A 23,928-nucleotide genomic window follows, 5' to 3' on the forward strand; every position below is an offset into this window, starting at 1 on the left:
CAAGGGCTCATCGCACCATTAGCGCCGAGTCCGCTTCGCCCAGCCCTCTCCCCATCCGAACTCGGGTTTACCGAGGTTCGGCGCTATCAAGTGGTCGAAGTCGGAAACATCCGACTTCGACTGGAGAGGGAGCGCGACGCGTCCGTCGCCATCTCTGATCAACCGATATCCGATAGCCCTGCTAGCGCAGGTGGCATGCCACGAACTGCCGGGGCGCGATCTCGCGCAACAACGGGGTCTCGGATCTGCAGCGATCGACCGCATAGGGACAGCGCGTATGGAAGTGACAGCCGCTCGGCGGCTTCACAGGGCTCGGCACGTCGCCCTGCAGCACGATCTTGCTGCGCTTGATTTTCGGGTCCGGGACCGGCACTGCCGACAGCAGCGCTTCGGTGTAGGGGTGACCCGGATTGGTGAAGATCGTGGTCTTGTCGGCGTATTCGACGATACGGCCGAGATACATCACCGCGATCCGCTGGCTGATGTGCTCGACCACCGAAAGATTGTGCGAGATGAAGAGGTACGACAGGCCGAGATCGCGCTGCAGATCCATCAACAGGTTGATCACCTGCGCCTGGATCGACACGTCGAGCGCAGATACCGGCTCGTCGCAGATGATCAGCTTCGGATTGAGCGCGAGCGCACGCGCGATGCCGATACGCTGGCGCTGGCCGCCAGAAAACTGATGCGGAAAATTCGCCATCTGCGCACGCGACAGTCCGACGCGGTCGAACAGTTTGGCGACGATCTCCTCGCGCTTCCTGCCGCTGGCGATGCCATGCGTGCTCAGCGGCTCACCGACGATGTCGCCCGCGGACATGCGCGGGTTGAGCGAGGAGTACGGATCCTGAAAGATGATCTGCATCTGCCGCCGGAACGGCTTCAGCTCGCGCTTGCTGAGCTCGCGGATGTCCTCGCCGCCGATCCGTATCACGCCGTCGGTCGGCTCGATCAGCCGCAGGATGGCGCGGCCGACCGTCGACTTGCCGCAACCGGACTCGCCCACAAGGCCGAGCGCTTCGCCCTCGCCGATCGTGAAGCTGACGCCGTCGACCGCGAGCACATGGCCGTGCGTGCGGCGGAGGAAACCCTTCTTGATCGGGAAATGCTTCTTCAGACCCTCAATCTCAAGGACCGGGGGACGCGTCGCCCGTACGGCGGCTTGACCGGCCTCAGCCATGGGCACGCTCCTTCCCTTCGCCGGCATGCCAGCATGCCGCCCAGTGTCGACTGTGCTTCTCCTCGTAGGGCGGGAATTCGCTCCGGCATTTGTCGTCGGCGCGCGGGCAGCGCGGTGCGAACACGCAGCCCTGTGGCAGGCTGTAAAGCGCCGGCACGATTCCGGGGATTTCCTGCAGCCGCTCGGTCTTCGCGCTCTCGCCGCGCATCAGGCCGAGACGCGGAATCGAGGCCATCAGGCCCTGCGTGTACGGATGGAGCGGACCCGCGAACAGGTCTTCCGCCGAGGCCTCTTCGACCTTCCGTCCGGCATACATGACGATCACCCGCTGCGCCATTTCGGCGACCACGCCCAGGTCATGGGTGATGAGGACCACCGCGGTTCCGAGCTTGCGCTGCAGGTCGGCGATCAGTTCGAGGATCTGCGCCTGGATCGTCACGTCGAGCGCGGTCGTCGGTTCGTCGGCCAGCAGCACCTTCGGACTGCACGCGAGTGCCATCGCAATCATCGCCCGCTGGCGCATGCCGCCGGAAAGCTGATGTGGATATTCCTTGGCACGCTGCGCCGGTTCCGGAATACGCACCAGTGCCAGCATTTCGACGACCTTCTTCTGCAGCTCGTCGCGCGGCATGGTCTTGTGCATCGTCAGCACTTCGCCGATCTGCCTGCCGATGGTCATCACCGGATTGAGCGAGGTCATCGGTTCCTGGAAGATCATCGAGATATCACGGCCGCGCATGGCCCTCATCTCGTCTTCCGGCAGCTTGAGCAGATCGACGCCATCGAGCACCACCTCGCCGTCGACGATACGGCCCGGCGGATCGGCCACGAGCCGCATCAATGACAGGGCGGTCATGCTCTTGCCGCAGCCGGACTCGCCGACGATCGCCAGTGTCTCGCCGCGCGCGATCGCGAATGACACGCCGTCGACCGCTTTTGCCGTGCCGTTTCGGGTGAAGAAATAAGTCTTCAAATCAGCAACGGTGAGCAAGGGATCGGCGACCGCAATGCCGGCGATACTGTCAATCGGCTTGGCCTGGCCGCCGGCGGCGGCCGATGGTTTGGCTTGCAGGGCTCGTGAGTGGGACATGAACGCGAATTCCTTGGGTAGAGCCTTTACGTCCGCAGCCGCGGGTCAAGCAGATCGCGCAGCGCATCCCCGAGGAGATTGGCGCCGAACACGACAAGACTGATGGCGACGCCCGGGAAGATGACCAGCCACGGCGCCGTGCGCATGTATTCGGCCGCCGATTCCGACAGCATCCGCCCCCAGGACGGATAAGGCTCCGGCACGCCGAGGCCGAGGAACGACAGCGACGCCTCAACCAGGATGGCCGAGCCGAACTGCGCGGTAGCGAGAACGATCAGCGGCGCCAAGGTGTTCGGCAGCACATGCCGCGCGGCGATCCAGGTTTCGCCGATGCCGATCGCGCGCGCGGCTTCGACGAACGGCATCTCCTTCAGCGCAAGCGTATTGGAGCGGACGATCCGCGCAATGCTCGGCACCAATGGAATCGCGATGGCGATGATCGTATTCCGCAGGGACGGGCCGAGCGAGGCCGCCATCACCAGCGCCATCACCAGCAGCGGCAGCGACTGCATGATGTCGATGAAACGCTGAATGATGAGATCGAGCCAGCCGCCGAAATAGCCGGAGGCCAGACCGATCGGAATGCCGACGCTTAAGCCCAGCACTGTCGCACCGATACCGACCGCGAGCGAAATCTGTGCCCCGCCGATGATGCGACTGAGAATGTCCCGGCCCATGAAGTCCGCGCCGAGCCAGTGGGCAGCACCCGGAACCGCAAGTGACGCGCGGGCATTGGTCAGGGTCGGATCATAGGGGCTGATCCAGTGCGCGAGCAGCGCGGTCAGGATGAAAATCAGAATGATGAAGGCGCCGAATGCGCCAAGTGGATATCGGCGCGCCAGGAACCGTATCGCCTGCCAGCGGGTCGACACGTTGGCGCCTGCTCTCGCAAGCTCCGCACTGTGATCGAGCGTCGTCGTCATGCGTAAGGCTCCGTTCACGACTCCAGCCTGATCCGCGGATCAAGCATGGTGTAGGTGATGTCGACGATGAAATTGACGGTGACGACCACGAAGGCGATGAACATCACCAGGTTCTGAACGATCGGATAGTCACGCGAGCGGATCGCCTCCACCAGGAAGCGGGCGACGCCGGGAATGTTGAAAACCGTTTCGGTGACGATCAGCCCACCGAGCAGGAACGCGGCCTCGATACCGATGATGGTCACGACCGGCAGCAGCGCGTTGCGCAACGCATGATCGTAGTTCACCGTCTTCTCTGAAGCGCCCTTGGACCGCGCTGTGCGGATGTAATCCTGCTTCAGCACCTCCAACATCGACGAACGCGTCAACCGCATCACCAGAGCGGAACTGCGGAAGCCGACCACAAACGCTGGAATCGCCAGTAGGCCGATCTCGGCCCAGATGCTGTCAGGCTGACGGTTGTATATCGGGATCCACCCGAGCATCTGAACGAACGCCATCAGCACCAGAAGACCGAGCCAGAACGAGGGCATCGACAGGCCGCTCAGGCTGATCACCCGCATGAGATAATCAAGAAAGGTGTTGCGGTGGACGGCGCTGATGACACCGAGCGGCACCCCGATCAGTACCGAGAACACCAGCGCCAGCACCGCAAGCTTCGCCGTGACCGGCAGGCGCGGGAGGATCTCCTCGATCGCCGGGCGTTCGCTGACATAGGCGTAGCCGAGATCGCCGCGTGCGAGGCCGGAGATCCACTGCCAGTACTGAGCAATAAGCGGCCGGTCGAGGCCGAGTTCCTGTTCGATCTTCAGCTTCTGCTTGGGATCGACGATGCCCGCCGAGTCGACAAGGATATCGGCAATGTTGCCGGGCACCAGCCGCATCACGAGGAAGATCAGGATCGACATCCCGAACAACGTGAGCAGCATCAGCGCGAAACGGCGCATGAGATAACCGGTCATCGGCTCGCGCCCTCCCGCGCTCCCTGGTTTCATCCGATCGCGTCAAGTCCGCGCGATCACCCAGCTCTCTTTATCCTTCATCCTTCCCTCGCCGAAGCTATTTGTCCAGCCAGGTGTCCTCGAAGCGGGTGTTATTATAGATGCTGTTTGTGTGGGCGGTGTAACCCTTCACATGCGCGTGCCAGCAGTTCCCCGAAACTCCGTGTGTGATCATTGGCCGCGCCGCGTCTTCCACAAGAATGCGCTCGATATCCCAGACGAGCTTCCGCCGCTTCTCTCTGTCCGCCTCACGCGACTGCGTCGCCAGCAACCTGTCGACGTCCGCGTTACAATAGTGGGTATAGTTCCGCTCCGACTTGCACGAATAATTCTCGACCAGGTTGGCGTCCGGATCATCGACGCTGACGCCGGTCAGGTTGAAGCCGATGGTGTAATCCTTGCGCGCCACTTTGGCATACCACTGCGGCGTGTCGACGATCTCGAGCTCGGCTTCGATATAAATCTTCTTGAGCTGGTCGAGCAAAATCACTGCCGGATCGCGATAGGTCGGCAGGTTGCGCGTCGGCAGCTTCATCCGGATAGGCTTGGCCGCGCTGTAGCCGAGCTTCTCCATAATCGCCTGGGCCTCGCGCAGACGCCCCTTTACGTCGGCGCTGTAGCCCGGCAGCGTGGAGATCACCTCCTCCGGCATGCCCCACTGACCGGCCGGCCGCGGCAGCATGGCGCCGCCATAGGTGGCCTTCCCTTCCGACAGAATGGTGTTGAATTCGTTGCGGTCGAACGCCAGCGACATCGCCTTGCGGATGTCCGGATTATCGAACGGCGGCTTCTCCCTGTTGACGATCAGGTTCGCGCTCACGCCCGAGGCATTTAGCACGCAGGTCGCGGTCGGCGCCTGAGCCTTCATGTCTTTCATCAGCGGCACGGTGACATCGGAGGGATAGGTGAGATCGAATTCACCGGTCGCGAAAGCCAGGAGCCGCGTAGACCGGTTATCGATCACCTTGAAAGTGATGCCGTCCAGGTACGGCTTGCCAGCCTTGAAGTAGTCCCCGTTGCGGCTCAACGTGATCGATTCGCCGCGCTTGTACTCGACAAACTTGAACGGCCCGGTTCCGACGGGTTTGGTGCGCATCACCTGCTGCGGCACGTGGCAAGGATAGACGGCGGAGAAGCCGCTCGCGAGCAACATGATCAGCGCGGGTTGCGGCGCCTTGAGATGGAACGTCGCCTCGTAATCGCCGCTGATCGTCACCTCGCTTAGATTCTCGTACCAGACCTTACGCGGATTCTTGCGGAAATCACCAACATCGCCCTTGCCGATCAGCATGTGCCAGGTGCACTGCACGTCCTTGGCGGTAAAAGGTTTGCCGTCGTGCCATTTCACCCCCTGGCGCAGCTTGAAGGTCAGTTTGGTGCCGGTCGGAGCCCACGCCCAGCTCTCGGCGAGATCGGGAACGATCGTGTCGGGGCTCTCTTCGGGCTTCAACTGGTCGAACATGACCAGGTTGTTGAAGACCGCCATGAACGGCCCGGTGGCGGAGACCGTCGACTCTTCCAGCAGGGAGGCGCTCGGCGGATTGTCGTTGTGATACATCCGCAAGATGCCGCCGCGCTTCTGCGCCTCGGCCGGAACGCTGGCCATCGCCATGATGGCGGCGCCCAGCATGACGGAAACGTTTCCAGCCCAGCCGAGACATCGTCGGACGCGCATCAGACCCTCCCTGAATGTCCTGGTCATTCAGCCGCGCGCCGACGGGGCGCGTCGGCTCTTCATTTGTCGAGCCAGACGTCCTCGAACCGCGTGTTGTTGTAGATGGCATTGTCGTGGACGACGAAGCCCTTCACATGCGGATGCCAGCAGGTTCCGTTGATGTTGTGGTCGATAATCGGGCGGGCGGCATCATCGACCAGCAGCTTCTCGATCTGCCAGACGATCTGCTTGCGCTTTTGCTTGTCGGACTCCTTCGACTGCTCGGCCAAAAGTCGATCGACCTCCGGATTGCAATATTTGGTGTAGTTGCGATCCGACTTGCAGGAATAATTCTCGACCAGGTTGCCGTCCGGATCGTCGACGCTGACGCCGGTGAGGTTCATGCCGACCGAGTAGTCTCCGCGGGCGACCTTGGGATACCACTGCGGCGTGTCGACGTTCTCAAGCTCTCCCTCGATGTGGATCTTCTTGAGCTGATCGATGAGGATGACGGCCGGATCGCGGTAGATCGCGATGTTGCGCGTCGCGACCTTGACCTTGAGCGGCTTGTCGGGTCCATAGCCGAGGCCTTGCATGATCTTGCGCGCTTCAGCCTGGTTCTTCTCGACGTCGCCGCTGTAGCCGTCGAGTTTCCTCAGCACGTCCTCCGGCATACCCCACTCGCCTTCCGGCGCCGGCAGCATCGCGCCGCCGATCTTTGATTGCCCCTCCGCCAGGATCTTGCTGAATGCCGCACGGTCAAGCGCAAGCGACATGGCCCTGCGAATCTGCGCGTTGTCGAACGGCGGTGCCGAGCGGTTGACGATCAGGTTGTTGGCGACGCCCGTAGGCGCGAACTCGCAAACCGCCTTCGGTGCCTGCGACTTCATGTCTCGGCCGAGCGGAACGGTCACGTCGGTCGGAAACGTCATGTCGAAATCGCCAGCCGCGAAGGCGAGCATTCGGGTCGAACGGTTCTCGACGATCTTGAAATCGATGGCGTCGAGATAGGGCCTGCCCTTCTTCCAGTAATCAGGATTCTTCGCCAGCCTGATCGATTCGCCCCGCTTGTACTCGACGAACTTGAACGGTCCGGTGCCGATCGGCTTCGTGCGCATGTCGCGCTGGGATACGTGGCAGGGGTAGACCGGGGAGTAACCGGAGGCGAGCAGCAACGGAAACGCCGGCTGCGGCTCCTTCAGCACGAAGGTCGCCTCGTAGTCGCCATTGATCGTGACCTCGCTGAGGTTCTGGTACCAGATCGCACGCGGGTTCTTGCGGAAGTCCTGCACGTCGCCCTTGCCGATCAGCATATGCCAGGTGCACTGGACGTCCTTGGCCGTGAACGGCTTGCCGTCATGCCATTTCACTCCCTGGCGGAGCTTGAAGGTCAGCTTCTTCTTGCTGTCGTCCCAGGACCAACCCTCGGCCAGATCGGGAACGATCGTGTCGGCGCTCTCGTGCCGCTTCGCGTTATCGAACATCACGAGATTGTTGTAGATCGACATGTAGGGGATCGTGACCGAGATGGTCGACTCTTCCAGGGGCGATGCGCTCGGCGGATTGTCGCGGTGCGGGAGGCGAAGCGTGCCGCCCTGCTTCTGGGCCAACGCAGCACCGACATCGATGACCAGGAAAGAAACGACGACCGCTGCAGCGGCCAAGGCACGTCCAAACATAAACCCTCCCAAGACGACGATCTCCGGCGCTTGGAGCGCTCTTGCAGAGACCAGTTTTGCAGAGCGAACCTAACACGGCTGGGGGCCGGAGCAATGGGCTCCGTCAACGCGCGCAACCGCGCTGCAACAATCGTACGAAATCGGACTTGCCATCGCCCCTGTTCGATCGTCATGATCCGGTCCGTGGGGCGAAACGAACAGCCGAGTCGTAGGCCCTTCACCCTTTCCCATTGCAATCGAATCTCATGCGACATTTTCCGCCACGCCGGATCGTTTGTTTGACCGAGGAGACGGTCGAGACCCTCTATCTTCTCGGCGAGCAGGACCGGATCGTCGGCGTCTCCGGCTATGCGGTGCGACCGCCGCAGGTCCGCAAGGAAAAACCGCGGGTCTCCGCATTCATTTCCGCTGACATTCCGAAGATCCTTGCGCTTGAGCCGGACCTGGTGCTGGCGTTCTCCGACTTGCAGGGGCCACTCGCCGCCGACCTCGCCAAGGCCGGTGTTGCGGTCCACGTCTTCAACCAACGCGACATTGCCGGCATCTTCGCCATGATGCGCACCGTCGGTGCGCTGGTGGATGCATCCGCGAAAGCCGAGGCCCTCGCCGAGCGGCTGGAGCGCAAGCTTGATGCCGTCGCAGCAGCGGCACCGCAGGTGCGGCCGAAGGTCTACTTCGAGGAATGGAATGATCCCCTGATCAGTGGCATCTGCTGGGTTTCGGAGCTGATCGAGATTGCCGGTGGCATTGACGTCTTCCCCGACCTTCGCCGCGAACAAGGCGCGAAGCAGCGGATCATCGAGCCGGCCGCGGTCGTTGCCGCGGCGCCCGACGTCATTCTCGCGTCCTGGTGCGGCAAGAAAGTCCGTATGCGGGATTTTTATGAGCGGCCGGGCTGGAGTGAAATTCCCGCGATGAGAGACAACCGGATCGTCGAGATCAAATCGACCATCATCCTGCAACCTGGGCCGGCTGCGCTGACCGACGGCCTCGACGCGATTTCGGCGGCGCTGCGCGATGATGGCATGCAAGCATTGAAGCGCGCGCGGCCCTAAACCATTGCCTGCGAGATTCCTGAAGTCCACTATCAGAACAACAAGAGGACGAGGAACGATGGACGAGGAAACACCGAAGGGTGCGCGGCTGCCGGATGCGGGAATCCGCGCACTCTATACGCTGGAGAACCGCTGGCAGGCGTGGCTCGACGTCGAAGCGGCTCTTGCACGCGCGCAAGCCGACCTCGGTATCGTGCCGAAGGAGTCTGCCGAGCGCATCGCCGCCTGCGCGAAGCTGAGCCTGCTCGATCGTGGCCGCATCGACGAAGCCGACAAGCGCACCGGCCACACGATCGTGCCGCTGGTGTGGGAGCTGTCGCGCGTGTGCGGCGAACCTGCCGGCGGCTGGGTGCACTGGGGCGCGACAACGCAGAACATCGTACAGACGGGCGACCTTCTGGTGCTCAGGCAGGCACACAGGGTCTTCATCCAGCTCATCCACAAGACCTTGCGGGCAATGGCGGACCTTGCAGACCGCTCGGCCGATATGGTGATGCCCGCGCGCACGCATGGCCAGCACGCGGTGCCGGCGACCTTCGGCTTCAAGGTCGCGGTCTGGATCGACGAACTGATCCGGCATCTCGAGCGCTTCCGCCAGCTTGAGCCACGCGTCTTCGTCGCCATGCTCGGCGGCGCGGCCGGGACCTATGCGTCGCTCGGCGCGCAGGGACCGGCAGTGCAGGCCGGCATCGCCAAGTATCTCGACATGGTGCCGATGCGGGTGCCGGCGCGCACGCTCGGCGATCACCTTGCGGAATACATCTCGCTCCTGGGTCTGTTCGGCGCGAGCGGCGGCAAGATCGGCCGCGAGATCTACACGTTGATGAAGACCGAGTTCGGCGAGGCCGAGGAGCCGGTGCCGCCGGGCACGGTCGGAAGCTCCACCATGCCGCAGAAGCGCAACCCGAAAGTCTGTCAGGAAATCATCGCGCAATCGGCCGAGCTTCGCTCGCTGGTGCCGCTGGCGCTGGAGGCGGCGATGACCGAACACGAGGCCGATCGGGCCACAAGCCTGATGATCCGCGAGGCGACATCGCGTGCCTGCATCCTGACCGGCGACATGCTGATCCGCCTTGATTACGTGCTGTCCGGCCTGCAGCTTGATCCTCAGCGCATGCGGGCCAATCTCGATCTCGGCGGCGGGCTGATCATGGCCGAAGCCGTGATGCTGAACCTTGGCGCCTCCATCGGCCGCCAGCACGCGCACGACATCGTCTACGATGCGGCGCAGACGGCCTTCGTCGACAGGAAATCGTTTGCCGAGCTGCTCGCCGCCGACAAGCGCGTCACGCAGCATCTTTCGCCCGCGGCCATCGGCGAGCTGATCGATCCGGTCGGATATATCGGCCTGTGCGCCGAGATGGCGCGCGACGCCGCCGCGCGAGCAAGGGCGCTGTCATGAGCGCCATCGCATTCGATCTGCCTGAGGACGTCCTCACCGTTCGCGACGGCGTCATGCGCTTCGTCGAGACGGAAATCGTTCCGCGCGTCGAGAGCAACCATGCCCTGTTCGAAGACCAGCGCAGGCTTTATGATCAGCACGGACGCTATTCCGCAGATGTCCAGCGACTGATCCGCGAAACACGCAGTCTGTCGGCGAAGGCCGGGTTCTTCGCCATGTGCGCACCGGAGGAACTCGGCGGTGGCGGCTTCGGCCACCTCGCCTACTATGTCGCGTGGGAAGCCATCAACCGGCGGCTTGGGTCTCACACCATCCTGACGCCATGGGTCATCGCGCACTGGGCATTCGGGCCGAGCCGGGTGCTGACCCAGGTGACACCGGAAGCGTCGAAGCGCTGCCTCGCCGGCATGATGTCCGGCGAGACCTCGATGTGCTTCGGCCTGTCGGAGCCAGGGGCCGGCTCCGACGCCAGCATGCTGAAGACCCGCGCCGTCCGTACCGACAAGGGCTGGCGCATCTCGGGGCGAAAGCTCTGGACCACCAACAGCCCGACCGCGGACTGGTGCATCGTCTTTGCGATTACCGACGCGGAAAAGGCCGAGCGCAAAGCGGGCGGCATCAGCGCCTTTCTCGTGCCGACCAGCGCGCCCGGCTTCAGCGTCGAAAGCATCGTCAAGCTGTTCGGCGACGCCGGCGGTAACGAAGGCGCGCTGGTGCTCGAGGACGTCGAGGTCGAGCCCTGGCAACTCGTCGGGAAACTCGACGAAGGTTTCAAGATCGCCGTCTACGGCGTCTCGCTCGGGCGCATCTACAATTCAGCCCGTGCCGTCGGGCTTGGGCGGTGGGCACTGGAGCGCGCGATCGAATACTCGCAGCAGCGCGAGGCGTTCGGCAAGACGATCTCGAACTATCAGGCCGTGTCGCACCCGCTCGCCGACGCCGCAACCGAGTTGCATGCGGCACATCTGCTCGGATTGAACGCCGCCTCCCTGCTCGACCGCGGCGGGCGCGCCATCAAGGAGCTGTCGATGGCGAAGAGCTATTCGGTGCAGGCCGGCTTCCGCGCCATCGACCGGGCAATGCAGACATTCGGCGGCATGGGCCTGACCAACGAGATCGGTCTGGTGCACATCTGGCACACGCTGCGCATCATCAATATCGCCGACGGCACCAACGAGATTCTCGCGCGCACGATTTCCCAGCGCCTGCTCGCCGGCGATGTGGAATTGTGATCACCTTCCCGTCATTGCAAGCGAAGGAAGCTCAGCCAACTCGTCATTGCGAGCCATAGCCGTTCGAAGAACGGCGTCGCTTCGCTCGCCTGCGGCGGCGCGGCAATCCAGCGCGGCGATTGCCGCAGATTGAGACTGGATTGCTTCGCTTCGCTCGCAATGACGGAGTGGGACGATTTTGCACAGGACTCCCACGGGCGGGTTTCGCTTTTGCGAAACGGCCGCCTACTTCTGCGTGATCTTGTCGGGCCGTGTGTACTGGTTGGTCTGGCCGACGTAGTCGATCCCCTTCTTGAACGCCCACGTCGTCACTTCGAAATGCAGCGGGATGACGCCGAAGTCACCCATCACGATACGTGAGGCCTGCGCCAACATGGTGTTGCGCTGCTTGTCGTCGACGGTCATGAGCGCTTTCTTCAAGAGGTCGTCCATCTCCTTGTTGGAGTAGCCGCCCGGATTGGTCGCGCCGAAACCGATCTTCGTGTCCGGCGTGGCCGCGAGCGCGCGCAGAGGGTTGGACATCTCGCCGGTGTCGGCGCCCCAGCCGGCCAGCCAGATGCCGAATTCGCGTTTGGTGCGGCGGTTGAAGAAGGTCGTGGCGGTCATCGCATCGACCTGCGCCTTGATGCCGATGCGGTTGAGCATCTGCGCGACCGCCTGGGCGATCTGCGCATCGTTGATGTAGCGGTCGTTCGGAGTGCCGATGGTGAGCCCGAAGCCGTTCGGATAGCCGGCTTCCGCGAGCAGCTTCTTGGCCTTGGCCGGATCGGGCTTCGCCGGCTGGATGCCCGGGTTGGTGCCGTCCAGCGGGTTGGGCAGGAATTCTGCGGCAGCCTTCGCCTCGCCGGCCATGATGCGGGCGACGATGGCTTCGCGGTCGATCGCCAGCGAGATCGCCTCCCGCACGCGCTTGTCGCGGAACGGGTTCTTTTCGCCGGCATCGGTGAGGCCCGGCGGCAGGTCGGCAATGTAGTTGAAATGCAGATAGATGATGCGGCTCGACAGCTTCGAGGTCAGCGCAAAATTCGGATTGGACTTGATGCGCGGCAGGTCCTGGATCGGCGGGTTCTCGATGAAATCGACGTCGTTGGCGAGCAACGCGGCCACCCGTGACGCGGCGTTGGTGATCGGCCGCAGCGTCACCTTCTTCCACTTGGGCTTCTTGCCCCAATAGGTCTCGTTCTGCTCCATCACGATACGGTCGCCCGGCGTGAATTGGGTGTATTTGAACGGACCGGTGCCGGCAAATTTCAGCTTGTTGAAATCGTCGGTCTTCGGCCAGGTCGCGACGCCTTCGCAGCCGGCCTTGTTGAACTTCAGGTCATCCGGCGCGCCGCCGTTCTTCGACGAGATGATCGCCACGTTGCTGACCGTGATCGCCATCAATGGAAAGGGTTCGGCGGTCGTGATGATCAGCGTATGCGGATCCGGCGCTGTCATGGTGTCGACCATGCGGGTCGAGGCGATGAACGACGATGGCGAGTTCTCGACTTTCGGTACGCGGCAGTAAGAAAAGATCACGTCGCGCGCGGTGAAGTCACTGCCGTCGGAGAACTTCACGCCCTTGCGCAGCTTGAACTCCCAGGTCTTGTCGTCGACGGCGCGCCAGCTCTCGGCCAGGCTCGGCCCGGGCTTCTGGTTCTCGTCCTGCTCGGTCAGCCGCTGGTAGACCTGTGTCGCAATCTGGTTGTTCGGCGCCAGCTGGTGATAGTGCGGATCAAGCGCGCTCGGCTCAGCCGAAAGGCCGATGCGAAGCTCCTGGGCGCTCGCCGGGGCAAGCATCATGAATGTTGCCGCAAGGGGCGCAGCGACCTGGACCACGGCGCGGCGGATGAGATCTGTCATTGGTCTTCTCCGGTAAGTCAGAAATGTCTTGCAAATGATCAGTCGGCCGGCATCGCCGTCTCGACGAGGCGCGCCCAGTAGCTCATGCCGACGGGTAGCGCTGCGTCGTTGAAATCATACTTGGCATTGTGCAGGCCTGCACTCTCGCCGTTGCCGATGAAGATGAATGCGCCCGGCCGCTCCAGCAGCATGAACGAGAAATCTTCCGCGCCCATCGACGGCGCGATCGCGACATCCACGCGCGCCCCGCCTACGATGTCCTTTGCAACGCGTTCGACGAACTCGGTCTGCTCCGGATGGTTCTCCGTGACCGGATAGCCGGTGGTGATCGTCACCTTGGCCTTGCTGCGATGCGCCGCTGCGATGCCCGTGGCAATCTCCTCGATCCGCCTCTCGGCAAATTGCCGGGTGGCGTTATCCAGTGTGCGCAAAGTGCCGGCGACATACACCCTGTCCGGTATGATGTTGAACGCCGTCCCGGCGTGGATCTGCGTGATCGACAGCACCGTGCCTGCAAGCGGATCCACATTGCGGGAGACCACAAGCTGCAAGGCGGTGGCAATTTCAGTCGCGACAACCAGCGGGTCGACGCAAAGGTGCGGCTTCGCCGCATGGCCACCACTGCCCTCCACCTCGATCTCGATGCGCGTGGATGAGGCCATCAAAGCCCCCGGTCTGAGCGCAAAGGTGCCGACCGGCATGCCCGGCATGTTGTGCATGCCATAGACCTCCTGGATGCCGAAGCGATCCATCAGCCCGTCCTGCACCATCGCCTTGGCGCCGGCGCCGCCGTTCTCCTCGGCCGGCTGAAAGATCACCACGGCCGATCCGTCGAAATTGCGGGTCTCGGCCAGATAGCGCGCGGCACCCAGCAGCATCGAGGTGTGGCCATCATGGCCGCAGGCGTGCATCACGCCCTTGTTCTGCGAGGCATAAGCCGCGCCGGTTTCTTCCAGGATCGGCAGCGCATCCATATCGGCCCGCAGGCCGATCACCTTTGATGAGGCCGACTTGCGGCCCTTGATGACGCCGACGACGCCGGTCTTGCCAATCCCCGTCACCACCTCGTCGCAACCGAAATCCCTCAGATGCTGCGCCACGATGCCTGCGGTCCGATGCACGTCGTACTGAAGCTCCGGATGAGCGTGCAGATCTCGTCGCCACGCGGTCACGTCGTTGGTGAATTCGTGGATACGATTGACAATCGGCATTAGCTGCTCCGGATGGTGTTTGCTGCGATCCGCTGGAGGCGGCCGCCAACGCATGAAGCAAGCTTCATTCCAACAAATCGGTCAAGGCGTGGCAACCGGCCAGACCGTGACATTTTCGTCTAAGATGACGTCTAAGGGGAAAAAGCCGGGGCGACCACGTGCACGGCATTTTCCCTCTTCTCGGGGGCGCGCCAAGTTCGTCGCTATCTCTGACCAGCGGCCTATTCTGCAGCGATTCCGGCGCCATGCGGGGGGCCGACGAAGCCTGCCGGGTCCCCGAAACGCTCGGTCATCACTGCCGGCAGATCCTTCGCCTTGTGCGTCACGCATGCGCCGGATCGCACCGTGTAGCGATCCTGGCGGCCGACCTGCTCCGGCTCCGTGCCCTGCTGCAGGGCGCGCGCGGCATCCATCACGAATTTGCGGAAATGCATGATGCCGAGATCGGTCGGCCCGAGGTGCTCGCGCGTGCGGTCCGCAATCGGACCCTGGCTGTCCTGCACGGCGGCGTCCTGTTCTGATACGCCTTTGATGCCGGTGTAACTCTTCGTCTTCTGCAACGCGCGGTCGATGAGGTAGTCGTTGCCCTTGTGCCGCCGCGGCACATAGTTCTCGTCAACGTCCGCTATCACACCATTGCCGCGCTTGTAGGCATCGCGCTCGTCCCGGGTCAGCGGCCGGTGCGGATTCCAGGCGTAGGTGTAGATCCAGCAATTGGTGTCGGTCACGGGCACGAAGCTCTGGCCGAAGATCGTCTCACCGGGCATCGCGCTTGGTGCGTAGGCATGCACAGGCATCAGGAACTGGGCAATGCGCCAGTAGATGTTCTCCGAGCCGGTCAACCGACCGCCGGCGATCGTCAGTCCCGCATCGTGGGGATTGATCTTGATCACCGGGCGCGGATCTTCGGCGATCCAGCGCATGTGATCGGTGTTCACGCGCGTGAGCGGATTGATGAAATGCTTCTTGATGTCGAGGATCTCGTTTTCTTCCTTCTCGAAGCTCAGATGCGCGAAGGTGAAATGAGCGGTGTCGATCGAACCCTCAAGCGCCTGCACCCAGTTGCAGTCCTGCCACTTCTTCGACACGTACCGGTGTTCTGCGGGCAGCAGCGCCATCTCCAGCGCCGGCAGCTCCGGCTGCACTGCAGCCGGACCCATATACGCCCAGATCATGCCGCCCCATTCGCGCACCGGGTAGGCCTTGATGCGCATCTTGTCCTTGGCGTTGAGATCCGGATAGGACGTCGGCATGTCGACGCACTGGCCGTCGGTATCGAACTTCCAGCCATGATACACGCAGCGGATGCCGCATTCTTCATTGCGGCCGAGCCAGAGATTGGCGCCGCGATGCGGGCAGTACTGATCGATCAGCCCGACGACGCCGCGGCTGTCGCGAAAGGCGAGCAACTCCTCGCCCATGACGACGACCTTCTTCGGCTCGCTATCGGGCTCAGGCAGTTCTTCGCTCAGCAGCACCGGCAACCAGAACCGCCGCAACAGTTCTCCCATTCCACTTCCTGCACCGCTTTCGGTCAGGAAGCGATTGTCCTCCGCACGGAGCATGAGCGACCTCCGGATCGTTTTTGTGATTTGTCGCGGAAGCTTGGCGCAGCACCCCGTCATCGTCAACGCCACGAAGCGGCGTCCTTACATCCCGTGAAAGCGCTTCATCACAAGGAGGTAAACGTCACGCCCGATCATTCAAATGACAGGCCGACATCCATCCCGGCGCGATCTCTTTCAGCGGCGGAACCTCCTCGCTGCAGCGCGGCATGGCGTGCGGGCAGCGCGGGTGGAAGTGACAGCCGCGCGGCGGGTCGAGCGGGCTCGGAATTTCACCCTCGAGCGGCGCGAAGGCATGCTTGCCGGTCTCGACCCGCGGCATGTTGGCAAGCAGCGCCTGCGAATAAGGATGATTGGGAGTCGCCAGCACCTTCTCGGCCGCGGCGAACTCGACGACGCGCCCGAGATAAAGGATCGCGACCCGGTCGGCGATGTGCTGGACCACACCGAGATCATGACTGATGAACAGGTAGGCCAGGTCAAAGTCCGTTCGGAGCTTCATGAACAGGTTGATCACCTGCGCCTGAATTGACGCGTCGAGCGCGGCAATCGCCTCATCGGCGACGATCATGCGCGGCTTGACCGCAAGTGCACGGGCAATGCCGATACGCGCGCGCTGACCGCCGGAGAACTGATGCGGGTAACGTTCGGCATAGGCGGGGTTGAGGCCGACCGTGTTCATCATCTCGGAAACATAGCTGCGCGCCTCGGCGCGGCCGACCACGCCGTGAAACAGCGGCGCCTCGCCGATGATGTCGGCGATCCGCAAGCGCGGATTGAGCGACGACATCGGATCCTGGAACACCATCTGCACTGCGAGGTAGGCGCGCTTGCGCGCATCGGCATCGAGCGTACGGCGGTCCTTGCCCTCGAACATCACCTCGCCGTCACTCGCGTCCTGCAGGCCGGCGACGATGCGACCGAGCGTCGACTTGCCGGAGCCGGATTCGCCGACGAGGCCGACGACTTCGCCGGGCGCCACGGACAGATCGACGTGATCGAGTGCGTGAACGACCGCTTGCTTGACCGGTGCGCCGAGCATGCCGGCGATCTTTGCAGCAAGATCCGGCTTGCGCACGAAGCGCTTCGAGACGCGACGAGCTTCAATCAGGTTCATGGCGACTCACGCAGCCTCGGCTGCCGGCAGCGGGTTGTAGCAGCGCAGCCGCCGCGCATTGCCGGCGTCCGTCTCCGCCGGAGCAACCTGCCGGCAAATGTCGACGGCGCGGATGCAGCGCGGCGCGAACGGACAACCGGGCGGCAGCGCCAGCAGAGATGGAGCCGCGCCCGGGATCTGATTGAGCGGTCGCCCGCGCGGATTGCGCACCGGCAGCGAATTGAGCAGCCCGAGCGTATAGGGATGCATCGGCCGGTTCAGCACGTCCGCCGTCGGCCCCTCCTCGACGATGCGGCCCGCATACATGACCGCGAGCTTGTCGGCGAGACCCGACACGACCGCAAGATCGTGCGTCACCCAGACCACGGCAGTCCCCATCTCGGCGGCGAGCTTCTGCACCTGCGCGACGATCTGCGCCTGAATCGTCACGTCCAGTGCGGTGGTCGGCTCGTCGGCGATGATCAGCTCCGGATTGTTGAGCAGAGCGATCGCGATCGCCACCCGCTGGCGCATGCCGCCAGAGAACTGATGCGGATAGGCGCTCAGTCGCTCATTGGGCGATGGAATGCCAACACGGCCGAGCGCGTCGCGGCAGCGCTGACGCGCGGCCTCTTGCGGTATCGCCTCATGGGCGAGGATGGCTTCCATCATCTGGGTGTCGATGCGCAGCACCGGGTTGAGCGTCATCATCGGATCCTGGAAGATCATCGCCACCTTGCGGCCGCGGATCATCCGCCACTCCTCCTCGCTCGCGCCGACCAGCTCCTGCCCTGCCAGGCGAATGGAGCCTGCGACGATCCGGCCCGGCGGATCGATCAGGCCGAGGATCGACAGGCCGGTCACGGTTTTTCCTGATCCGGATTCGCCGACCAGTCCCATCACTTCGCCGCGCTCCAGCGAAAAATCGACACCGTCGACCGCTGCAATGACACCGCGCCGGGTAAAGAAATGCGCTTTCAGATCGTGAACTTCGAGCACCGCAGACATGACTTTGCTTAGGCCTTGAGACGCGGATTGAGCAGGTCGCGCAGCCGGTCGCCCACCAGGTTGATCGCCAGGATCGTCAGCAGCAGCAGAAGCCCCGGATAAACGCTGATCCAGTATTTTCCCGACAGGATATACTTGTAGCCATTGGAGATCAGCAGCCCGAGCGACGGCTCGGTGATCGGCACGCCGACGCCAAGGAACGACAACGTCGCCTCCAGCGAGATCGCATGTGCCACCTGGATCGTCGCGACGACGACAAGCGGCGGCAGACAGTTCGGCAGCAGGTGGCGGAAGATGATGCGATGCGACGGCAGCGCAAGGTTGCGAGCCGCATCGATATATTCGCGCTGCCGCTCCACCAGCGCGCCGCCACGAATGGTTCGCGCATAGTACGCCCACTGAACGGCGACAAGCGCGATGATCACCTTGTCGACGCCTTTGCCCAGCAACGCCAGCAGGATCAACGCAATGAGAATCGCCGGGAATGAAAGCTGCAGATCGACAAAGCGCATGATCACCGTGTCGATGCGTCCGCCGAAATAGGCAGCGGTGATGCCTGCGGCGATGCCGATGGCGAGCGCCACAGCAGTGGAAACAATGCCGACGAAGAACGACAGCTTCAGTCCGTAGAACATCGCCGAGAGCATATCGCGGCCCTGGTCGTCAGTGCCGAGCAGATAGAGCTTGCCTTCCATCGACCGCTCCCCCGGCGCCAGCATATTGTCGAAGATCGAAAGCTGGGTGAGGTCATACGGGTTCTGCGGTGCAATCCACGGCGCCAGCGCCGAGAGCGTAATCAGCACCACGACGACGACCAGTGCGGCCACGGCCAGCCAGCTGCTGCAATAGTCGGCGACGAAGCGCGCAAACGGCGTTTCGACCTGGTCTCGCGGCAGGGTGCCCTTGATGCTGACGTCAGCCATCGCTCAGTTCCCCGTATCCGAAAGGCGGACGCGCGGGTCCAGCACCGAGTAGAGAATGTCGACGACGAGATTGATCACTGCAAACAGCGCGACGACGATCATCAGGTAAGCGACGATCACCGGCCGGTCGAGCCGGCCGATCGAATCAATCAGAAGCTTGCCAATGCCGGGCCATGCGAACACGCTTTCAGTGACGACAGCGAACGCGATCATCGAACCGAGCTCGAGGCCGAGTACGGTGACAATCGGAATGAGGATGTTCTTCAGGACATGCACGCCGAGAATGCGTCGGCGCGACAGGCCCTTGGCGCGGGCGAAACGCACATAGTCCTGCAACATCGCCTCGCGCGTGCCGGAATAGGCAAGCCGGATCACCAGCGAGACCTTATAGATAGCGAGCGTCAGTGCGGGCATCAGCAGGTTCGGCCAACCGGCCGGGTTGAGCAGCGACAACTCGATGCCGAACAAGCTGCCGGTCGGCCCGCGCCCGCCCGCGGGCAGCCACTGCAGCGTCACCGCGAAGAACAGGATCAGCATGATGCCGAACCAGAAGTTCGGCAGCGAGAATCCGACGATGGAGCCGGTCATGATGCTGCGACCGGCAAATCCCTCACTTTTCAGTCCAGCAATCACGCCGAGCGGAATGCCAACGACGACCGCGAGCACCAGCGCTACAAATGCCAGCTCCATGGTCGCCGGCAGCCGTTCGAAGATCAAACCGACCGCCGACGTGCCGTGCACGAAGGACGTGCCGAGATCGCCGCGGGCGAGGTCCGCAAGGAAGATGAAAAACTGCTGCCAGAGCGGCTTGTCGAGACCAAGCCGCACGATTGCCTCAGCGCGCTCCGCCTGGTCGGCGTCCGGCGCCAGCAGCACGTCGATCGGATTCCCGATGAAGAAGACGCCAAGAAAAACGAGAGCGGCCATCGCAAGGATGACAAACAAACTTTGACCGATCCGTCGGATCAGGAACGCCAGCATCGAATACTCCCGCCAGACTGCATGGTTGCACGGGCGGGCCACCCGGCGCAAACGTCTGTGAGGGCTTGCTCGCAGGAAACGTGCCACTTTAGACGAATGTCTCGGCACGTCGGTCCGGGCTGAAGGCCGCTGAACGGAACCGGCTAAACGTATTGCTACTTGTGCTGAAATTGGTCGGCAGGCTAGGAGTCAGGCCAACGGAAAGCAAAATCAGCTATGGCTTCGGGGCGGCGAACAATCAAGGATGTGGCGAGGCTCGCAGGCGTCTCGCTGGGCAGCGCCTCGCGCGCCCTGAGCGGCGCCAACAATGTCTCCGAGGACACGATTGCGCGGGTGCAGCGGGCGGCAGCGTCTCTCCGATACCGGCCCAACCATGCCGCGCGCTCGCTCCGCTCCCGCAGCACAAAGACCATTGGCTGCATGTTTTCCGATCTGTCCAACCCCCTGTATGCCCGATTATTCGGCACTCTGGAGGACCGGCTGGCGCGCGAGGGTTACGTGACGCTGATCTCGAACACCTCGAACCAGCTCGACCGCGAAATCCGCACGCTGAAATTGTTCACCGAGCGCGGCCTCGACGCCTTGATCATCGCGCCGGCCCATGAGCGGAACCGGGAGCTGAATGAGTTCATCGAGCATCTGCCGATGCCCTACCTCATTCTCGACCGGGAGATGCTCGTGAAAGCGGACACGATCCTGTTCGATCATGCAGCAGGCATCGCCCAAGTGGTCGATCATCTGGCCGAGCTCGGCCACACCAGGATCGGGCTCGTCACCGCCAATCTCAAGAGCCGGCCAGGCCGGCGGCGCATCGCCGCGTTCAAAGCTGCGGTCCGCGCCCACGGACTGAAACTGAGCGACGAGAACCTGGTCCTGCCGGAAAGCTCGATGAGCTCGGCCTATGATGACGTCATCAAGATGTTGTCGCGCAAGGACCGCCCCACCAGCATCATCGTTCAGGGGACCGGCGTTCTTTCCTCGACCATGAACGCAATCGCCCGGCTCGGTCTGCGCATTCCCGACGATATTTCGCTGGTCAGCATCGGCCGTGCCGATTTCATCCTGAATCACGTGCCGGCCATCAGCACCCTGCGGGTCGACTACGAAAAGCTGTCGGAGGAAATCACGGCGCGGCTGTTCGAACGGCTTGGGAATGGCAACGGACGCAAGCCGCCGCTGCGCCGCCTGTTCCCCTACGTCTTTGAGGTGCGCGGCTCGTCAACCGCGCCGCCTCGCGAATAGCGCTAAACGGTCGGCAAAAGAACCGGAGAACATCGTGCGCGTACAAGATCGGATCGTGGTCGTCACTGGAGGTGCGAAGGGCATCGGCAAGGCCCTCTGCGAACGCTTTCATAAAGAGGGCGCGCGCAAGGTGATCGTCGCCGATATCGACGAAGCTGGCGCGAAGGCCGTCGCCGCATCGATCGGCGGCGAGGCCTATCGCTGCGACGTGACGAAGGAGGCCGACATCATCCAGCTCGTCACCGACCTGGAAAGCCGGATCGGCCCGATCGATCTGTTCTGCTCCAATGCCGGCGTCGCCACAGCGTTCAATCCCAAGACCGAGAACGCGGCCGGCGACAGCAATGAGGTCTGGACGTTCGGCTGGCAGGTCCACGTGATGGCGCACGTGTATGCGGCACGCGTTCTCATCCCGCGCATGAAGGCGCGTGGCGGCGGCTACTTCCTGCACACCATTTCGGCTGCCGGCCTCCTGTCGCAGGTCGGAAGTGCCGTCTATTCGACTACCAAGCACGCCGCGGTCGGCTTTGCGGAGAACCTTGCGATCACCCATCGTGCAGACAACATCCGGGTCTCGATGCTGTGCCCGCAGGGTGTCGACACACCGCTTTTGCGCGGCCTGCCGACCGGGCCGCAATCAAAGGATGGCGTCCTCAGCGCCGAAGCCGTTGCCGACGCGACCATCGACGGGCTCGAACACGAGGCGTTCGTGATCCTGCCGCACAAGGAAGTGTCAGCCTACGTACAGAACAAGACCAGCAACTACGACCGCTGGATCGGCGGGATGGCGAAGCTGCACAACGCTGCAAGGGAGCAGAGCTTGGCGTCATTGCGAGCGAAGCGAAGCAATCCAGTCTGAGGTTGTGGCAAATTCCGCGCTGGATTGCTTCGTCGCTATAGGCGAGCGAAGCGACGCCGTTCTTCAAACGGCTATGCCTCGCAATGACGCCGCGACGGCGTCAGCTCACATGCAACACGGCCTTGCCGGCGAACTTGCGGTCGAGCAGGTCGGTGGCGATGCGGCCGATCTCGGTCCATGGTGCTTCGACCTCGATCTTCGGCGTGAGCATCTTTCGCTGCACGAGATCGGCAAGCAGTGCGAGACCTACCCCCGCCGGTTCAACGCGCGCAAGCTCGTCAAAGATGATCAGCCCGTAAAGTCGCACGCCGCCCAGCCGGAAGAAGTTTCCACTTTCGAAGGTCGAGGTCGGCGCTTCCGACACGCCGAACGTAACGCAGGTGCCGGTATTGCGCAGCATGGTCAACGTCGAGGCCAGCGTCTGGCCGCCGACGGAGTCGAGGATCAGATGGAACGGCCCGAGCTCGCGCGCGCTCTCGATTGAAGGGCCGACCGCGATGCCGCCGTTGCACCACGGCTCGATCGTCTTGCTTAACTCCTCTCGCCGCACATGGCCGAAGACCATCGCGCCGGACGCTGCCGCCAGTTGCACGGCAAGGTGGCCGACGCCGCCGCTGGCGCCATCGACCAGAACCTTCCGGCCGAGCAACAGCCCGCCCTGCCTAAGCGCGTGCAATGCGGTCAGTCCCGCGACCGGCAGCGTCGACGCCTGCGCATCGCTCACGCCGTCCGGAAGTGCTGCAACATTCTGCACCGGCACGCGGACGCGTTCGGCCCATCCGCCGCTGAGCAGCATGCCGACCACCCGAGCGCCGACCGGCGGGCCACCGCCCTGCTTGGCCGCCTCCTCAACGACACCAGCGAAATCCCAGCCCGGACGCGCGCCCGGCTCCGACGTCGTGACCGCGCGCTTGACCTCGCCACGGTTGAGCGAAATCGCGGTGACGCGCACGGTAACGTCGGTGGGTGCGGCTGGCGCGAGCTTCACCTGCTGCACCGACAGCCTCCCCGGCGCCCTGGCGTCGACAACGATGGCTTTGACCTGATCGGGCATCATCGGCTCCTTGTCTTCTGAACTCAGGCAGCAACAGCCTGCACCGGCACGATCACGCGTTCCTCCAGAAGCATGCTGCGGATCTCGCCGATGAAGGTTGAGCCATGGGCGAACCACGCCGTGCCTTCGGCAGACGCAATCATTTGTGCGCGTGAGGCAGGACTGTCCCACCAGCTTTCCGTGAATCCGTCCAATGGACCGTCGAGCTGGAACGGCGGAATGTCGGCACGAAACTGCTCCTCGACAATCTCGGAGAGCGTAAAACCGCGCAGGCCCGGCACGGCCCGCGCCATCGGCGCATGAACAACGGCCCACTCGTGATGAAACTCTTCAGCGGAAAGCTCCGGCTTGCGCTTGATCACCGACAGCGTCTTGAATGTCGGGCGCTTCGCCGGCAACGGCACGACGAAACGTTCGTTGGTGACGAACATTCGGATGCCGCCGATGATCGTGCCTCCGTCCGCGTGCCAGCGTTTGCCTTCGGCGGAAGCCGCCGCGTGCGCCCTCGCCGCGAGATCGTCAAACCAGACCTGTGCAACGCCGTCGAAATCGCCCATCGCCAGCCCTGGGACATCGGGACGCGACTGCTGCTCGACGACCGTCGAGACCGCATAGCCCCGCAGGCCCGGAACGGCGTGGCACATGGGCACGTGCACGTCGAGCCAGTGCCGCACGAAATCCTCGCGCGAGAGTCCTGGCTTTCGTTGCAGAAATGAGATCGATTTGATCAAGGGCTGCCTCCCGGTTTTTTGCTTTCGGGGAGTCATAGCACATGTATAGCGGTCATTGCGAGGAGCAGCCGTTCGAAGAACGGCGTCGCTTCGCTCGCCTATAGCCGTTCGAAGAACGGCGTCGCTTCGCTCGCCTATAGCCGTTCGAAGAACGGCGTCGCTTCGCTCGCCTATAGCCGTTCGAAGAACGGCGTCGC

General features: G+C 63.1%; 20 protein-coding genes. 5 read left to right on the top strand and 15 right to left on the bottom strand.

Translation table 11 applies throughout. The features are described 5' to 3' along the window. Positions 1-181: 181 nt before the first annotated feature. From RCO31_RS31550 to RCO31_RS31575, 6 genes are all read right to left on the bottom strand, one after another. Positions 182-1,180, bottom strand: a complete 999-nt coding sequence (locus RCO31_RS31550; RefSeq protein WP_308972319.1) for a dipeptide ABC transporter ATP-binding protein — start codon at positions 1,178-1,180, stop codon at positions 182-184. After that, positions 1,173-2,270, bottom strand: coding sequence for an ABC transporter ATP-binding protein (locus tag RCO31_RS31555; RefSeq protein ID WP_308972320.1), 1,098 nt, complete (start codon positions 2,268-2,270; stop codon positions 1,173-1,175). The genes RCO31_RS31550 and RCO31_RS31555 overlap by 8 nt, the downstream gene beginning before the upstream one ends. A 26-nt stretch (positions 2,271-2,296) precedes the next feature. Next, positions 2,297-3,193 (bottom strand): ABC transporter permease, encoded by an 897-nt coding sequence (locus RCO31_RS31560; RefSeq protein ID WP_308972321.1) that lies wholly within the window; start codon positions 3,191-3,193, stop codon positions 2,297-2,299. Between the two features lie 14 nt (positions 3,194-3,207). After that, complete coding sequence (locus tag RCO31_RS31565; RefSeq protein ID WP_308972322.1) at positions 3,208-4,155, bottom strand: ABC transporter permease; 948 nt, start codon at positions 4,153-4,155, stop codon at positions 3,208-3,210. A gap of 97 nt (positions 4,156-4,252) precedes the next feature. Continuing rightward, on the bottom strand, positions 4,253-5,869 hold the full coding sequence (locus RCO31_RS31570; RefSeq protein ID WP_308972323.1) for an ABC transporter substrate-binding protein: 1,617 nt from the start codon (positions 5,867-5,869) through the stop codon (positions 4,253-4,255). Between the two features lie 59 nt (positions 5,870-5,928). Further along, a complete protein-coding gene (locus RCO31_RS31575; protein ID WP_308972324.1) occupies positions 5,929-7,527 on the bottom strand; it encodes an ABC transporter substrate-binding protein in 1,599 nt (532 codons plus the stop codon). 245 nt (positions 7,528-7,772) lie between these two features. On the opposite strand from RCO31_RS31575, the gene RCO31_RS31580 reads away from it, so the two are divergent. The 3 genes from RCO31_RS31580 to RCO31_RS31590 are packed head-to-tail and all read left to right on the top strand — an operon-like array spanning position 7,773 to position 11,216. Beyond that, the gene (locus RCO31_RS31580) at positions 7,773-8,582 is read left to right on the top strand and encodes a cobalamin-binding protein (protein ID WP_308972325.1); all 810 of its coding nucleotides are present in this window, start codon (positions 7,773-7,775) and stop codon (positions 8,580-8,582) included. A 58-nt stretch (positions 8,583-8,640) separates the two neighbouring features. Then, positions 8,641-9,984 carry an adenylosuccinate lyase family protein gene (locus RCO31_RS31585; protein ID WP_308972326.1) on the top strand — a complete coding sequence of 448 codons (1,344 nt, stop codon included), beginning with the start codon at positions 8,641-8,643 and terminating at the stop codon, positions 9,982-9,984. Further along, positions 9,981-11,216, top strand: a complete 1,236-nt coding sequence (locus tag RCO31_RS31590; RefSeq protein ID WP_308972327.1) for an acyl-CoA dehydrogenase family protein — start codon at positions 9,981-9,983, stop codon at positions 11,214-11,216. The genes RCO31_RS31585 and RCO31_RS31590 overlap by 4 nt, the downstream gene beginning before the upstream one ends. Before the next feature lie 225 nt (positions 11,217-11,441). Here RCO31_RS31590 and RCO31_RS31595 read toward each other — a convergent pair whose 3' ends face one another. The 7 genes from RCO31_RS31595 to RCO31_RS31625 all read right to left on the bottom strand — a co-directional run bounded on the left by RCO31_RS31595 (position 11,442) and on the right by RCO31_RS31625 (position 19,845). Continuing rightward, on the bottom strand, positions 11,442-13,061 hold the full coding sequence (locus tag RCO31_RS31595) for an ABC transporter substrate-binding protein (protein WP_308972328.1): 1,620 nt from the start codon (positions 13,059-13,061) through the stop codon (positions 11,442-11,444). Positions 13,062-13,099: 38 nt separating this feature from the next. After that, on the bottom strand, positions 13,100-14,272 hold the full coding sequence (locus RCO31_RS31600; protein WP_308972329.1) for a M20 aminoacylase family protein: 1,173 nt from the start codon (positions 14,270-14,272) through the stop codon (positions 13,100-13,102). A 221-nt stretch (positions 14,273-14,493) separates the two neighbouring features. Further along, positions 14,494-15,837, bottom strand: a complete 1,344-nt coding sequence (locus RCO31_RS31605; protein WP_308972330.1) for a Rieske 2Fe-2S domain-containing protein — start codon at positions 15,835-15,837, stop codon at positions 14,494-14,496. 124 nt (positions 15,838-15,961) lie between these two features. Next, a complete protein-coding gene (locus tag RCO31_RS31610; protein WP_308972331.1) occupies positions 15,962-16,954 on the bottom strand; it encodes an ABC transporter ATP-binding protein in 993 nt (330 codons plus the stop codon). Between the two features lie 6 nt (positions 16,955-16,960). Beyond that, a complete protein-coding gene (locus tag RCO31_RS31615) occupies positions 16,961-17,941 on the bottom strand; it encodes an ABC transporter ATP-binding protein (RefSeq protein WP_308972332.1) in 981 nt (326 codons plus the stop codon). Between the two features lie 8 nt (positions 17,942-17,949). Continuing rightward, complete coding sequence (locus RCO31_RS31620; protein ID WP_308972333.1) at positions 17,950-18,864, bottom strand: ABC transporter permease; 915 nt, start codon at positions 18,862-18,864, stop codon at positions 17,950-17,952. Positions 18,865-18,867: 3 nt separating this feature from the next. Continuing rightward, positions 18,868-19,845: an ABC transporter permease gene (locus RCO31_RS31625; protein WP_308972334.1), complete on the bottom strand. Its 978-nt coding sequence runs from the start codon at positions 19,843-19,845 to the stop codon at positions 18,868-18,870. 246 nt (positions 19,846-20,091) lie between these two features. On the opposite strand from RCO31_RS31625, the gene RCO31_RS31630 reads away from it, so the two are divergent. Together RCO31_RS31630 and RCO31_RS31635 are read left to right on the top strand one after the other, a co-directional pair. Next, on the top strand, positions 20,092-21,087 hold the full coding sequence (locus RCO31_RS31630) for a substrate-binding domain-containing protein (protein ID WP_308972335.1): 996 nt from the start codon (positions 20,092-20,094) through the stop codon (positions 21,085-21,087). Positions 21,088-21,121: 34 nt separating this feature from the next. Further along, positions 21,122-21,946 (top strand): SDR family oxidoreductase, encoded by an 825-nt coding sequence (locus tag RCO31_RS31635; RefSeq protein ID WP_308972336.1) that lies wholly within the window; start codon positions 21,122-21,124, stop codon positions 21,944-21,946. Between the two features lie 100 nt (positions 21,947-22,046). On the opposite strand, the gene RCO31_RS31640 is transcribed toward RCO31_RS31635, so the two are convergent. After that, positions 22,047-23,000: a zinc-binding dehydrogenase gene (locus tag RCO31_RS31640; protein WP_308972337.1), complete on the bottom strand. Its 954-nt coding sequence runs from the start codon at positions 22,998-23,000 to the stop codon at positions 22,047-22,049. 23 nt (positions 23,001-23,023) lie between these two features. Further along, on the bottom strand, positions 23,024-23,731 hold the full coding sequence (locus tag RCO31_RS31645) for an EthD family reductase (RefSeq protein ID WP_308972338.1): 708 nt from the start codon (positions 23,729-23,731) through the stop codon (positions 23,024-23,026). Positions 23,732-23,928 lie beyond the last annotated feature (197 nt).

The organism is Bradyrhizobium sp. LHD-71, from assembly GCF_031157255.1.
Classification (GTDB): Bacteria; Pseudomonadota; Alphaproteobacteria; order Rhizobiales; family Xanthobacteraceae; genus P52-10.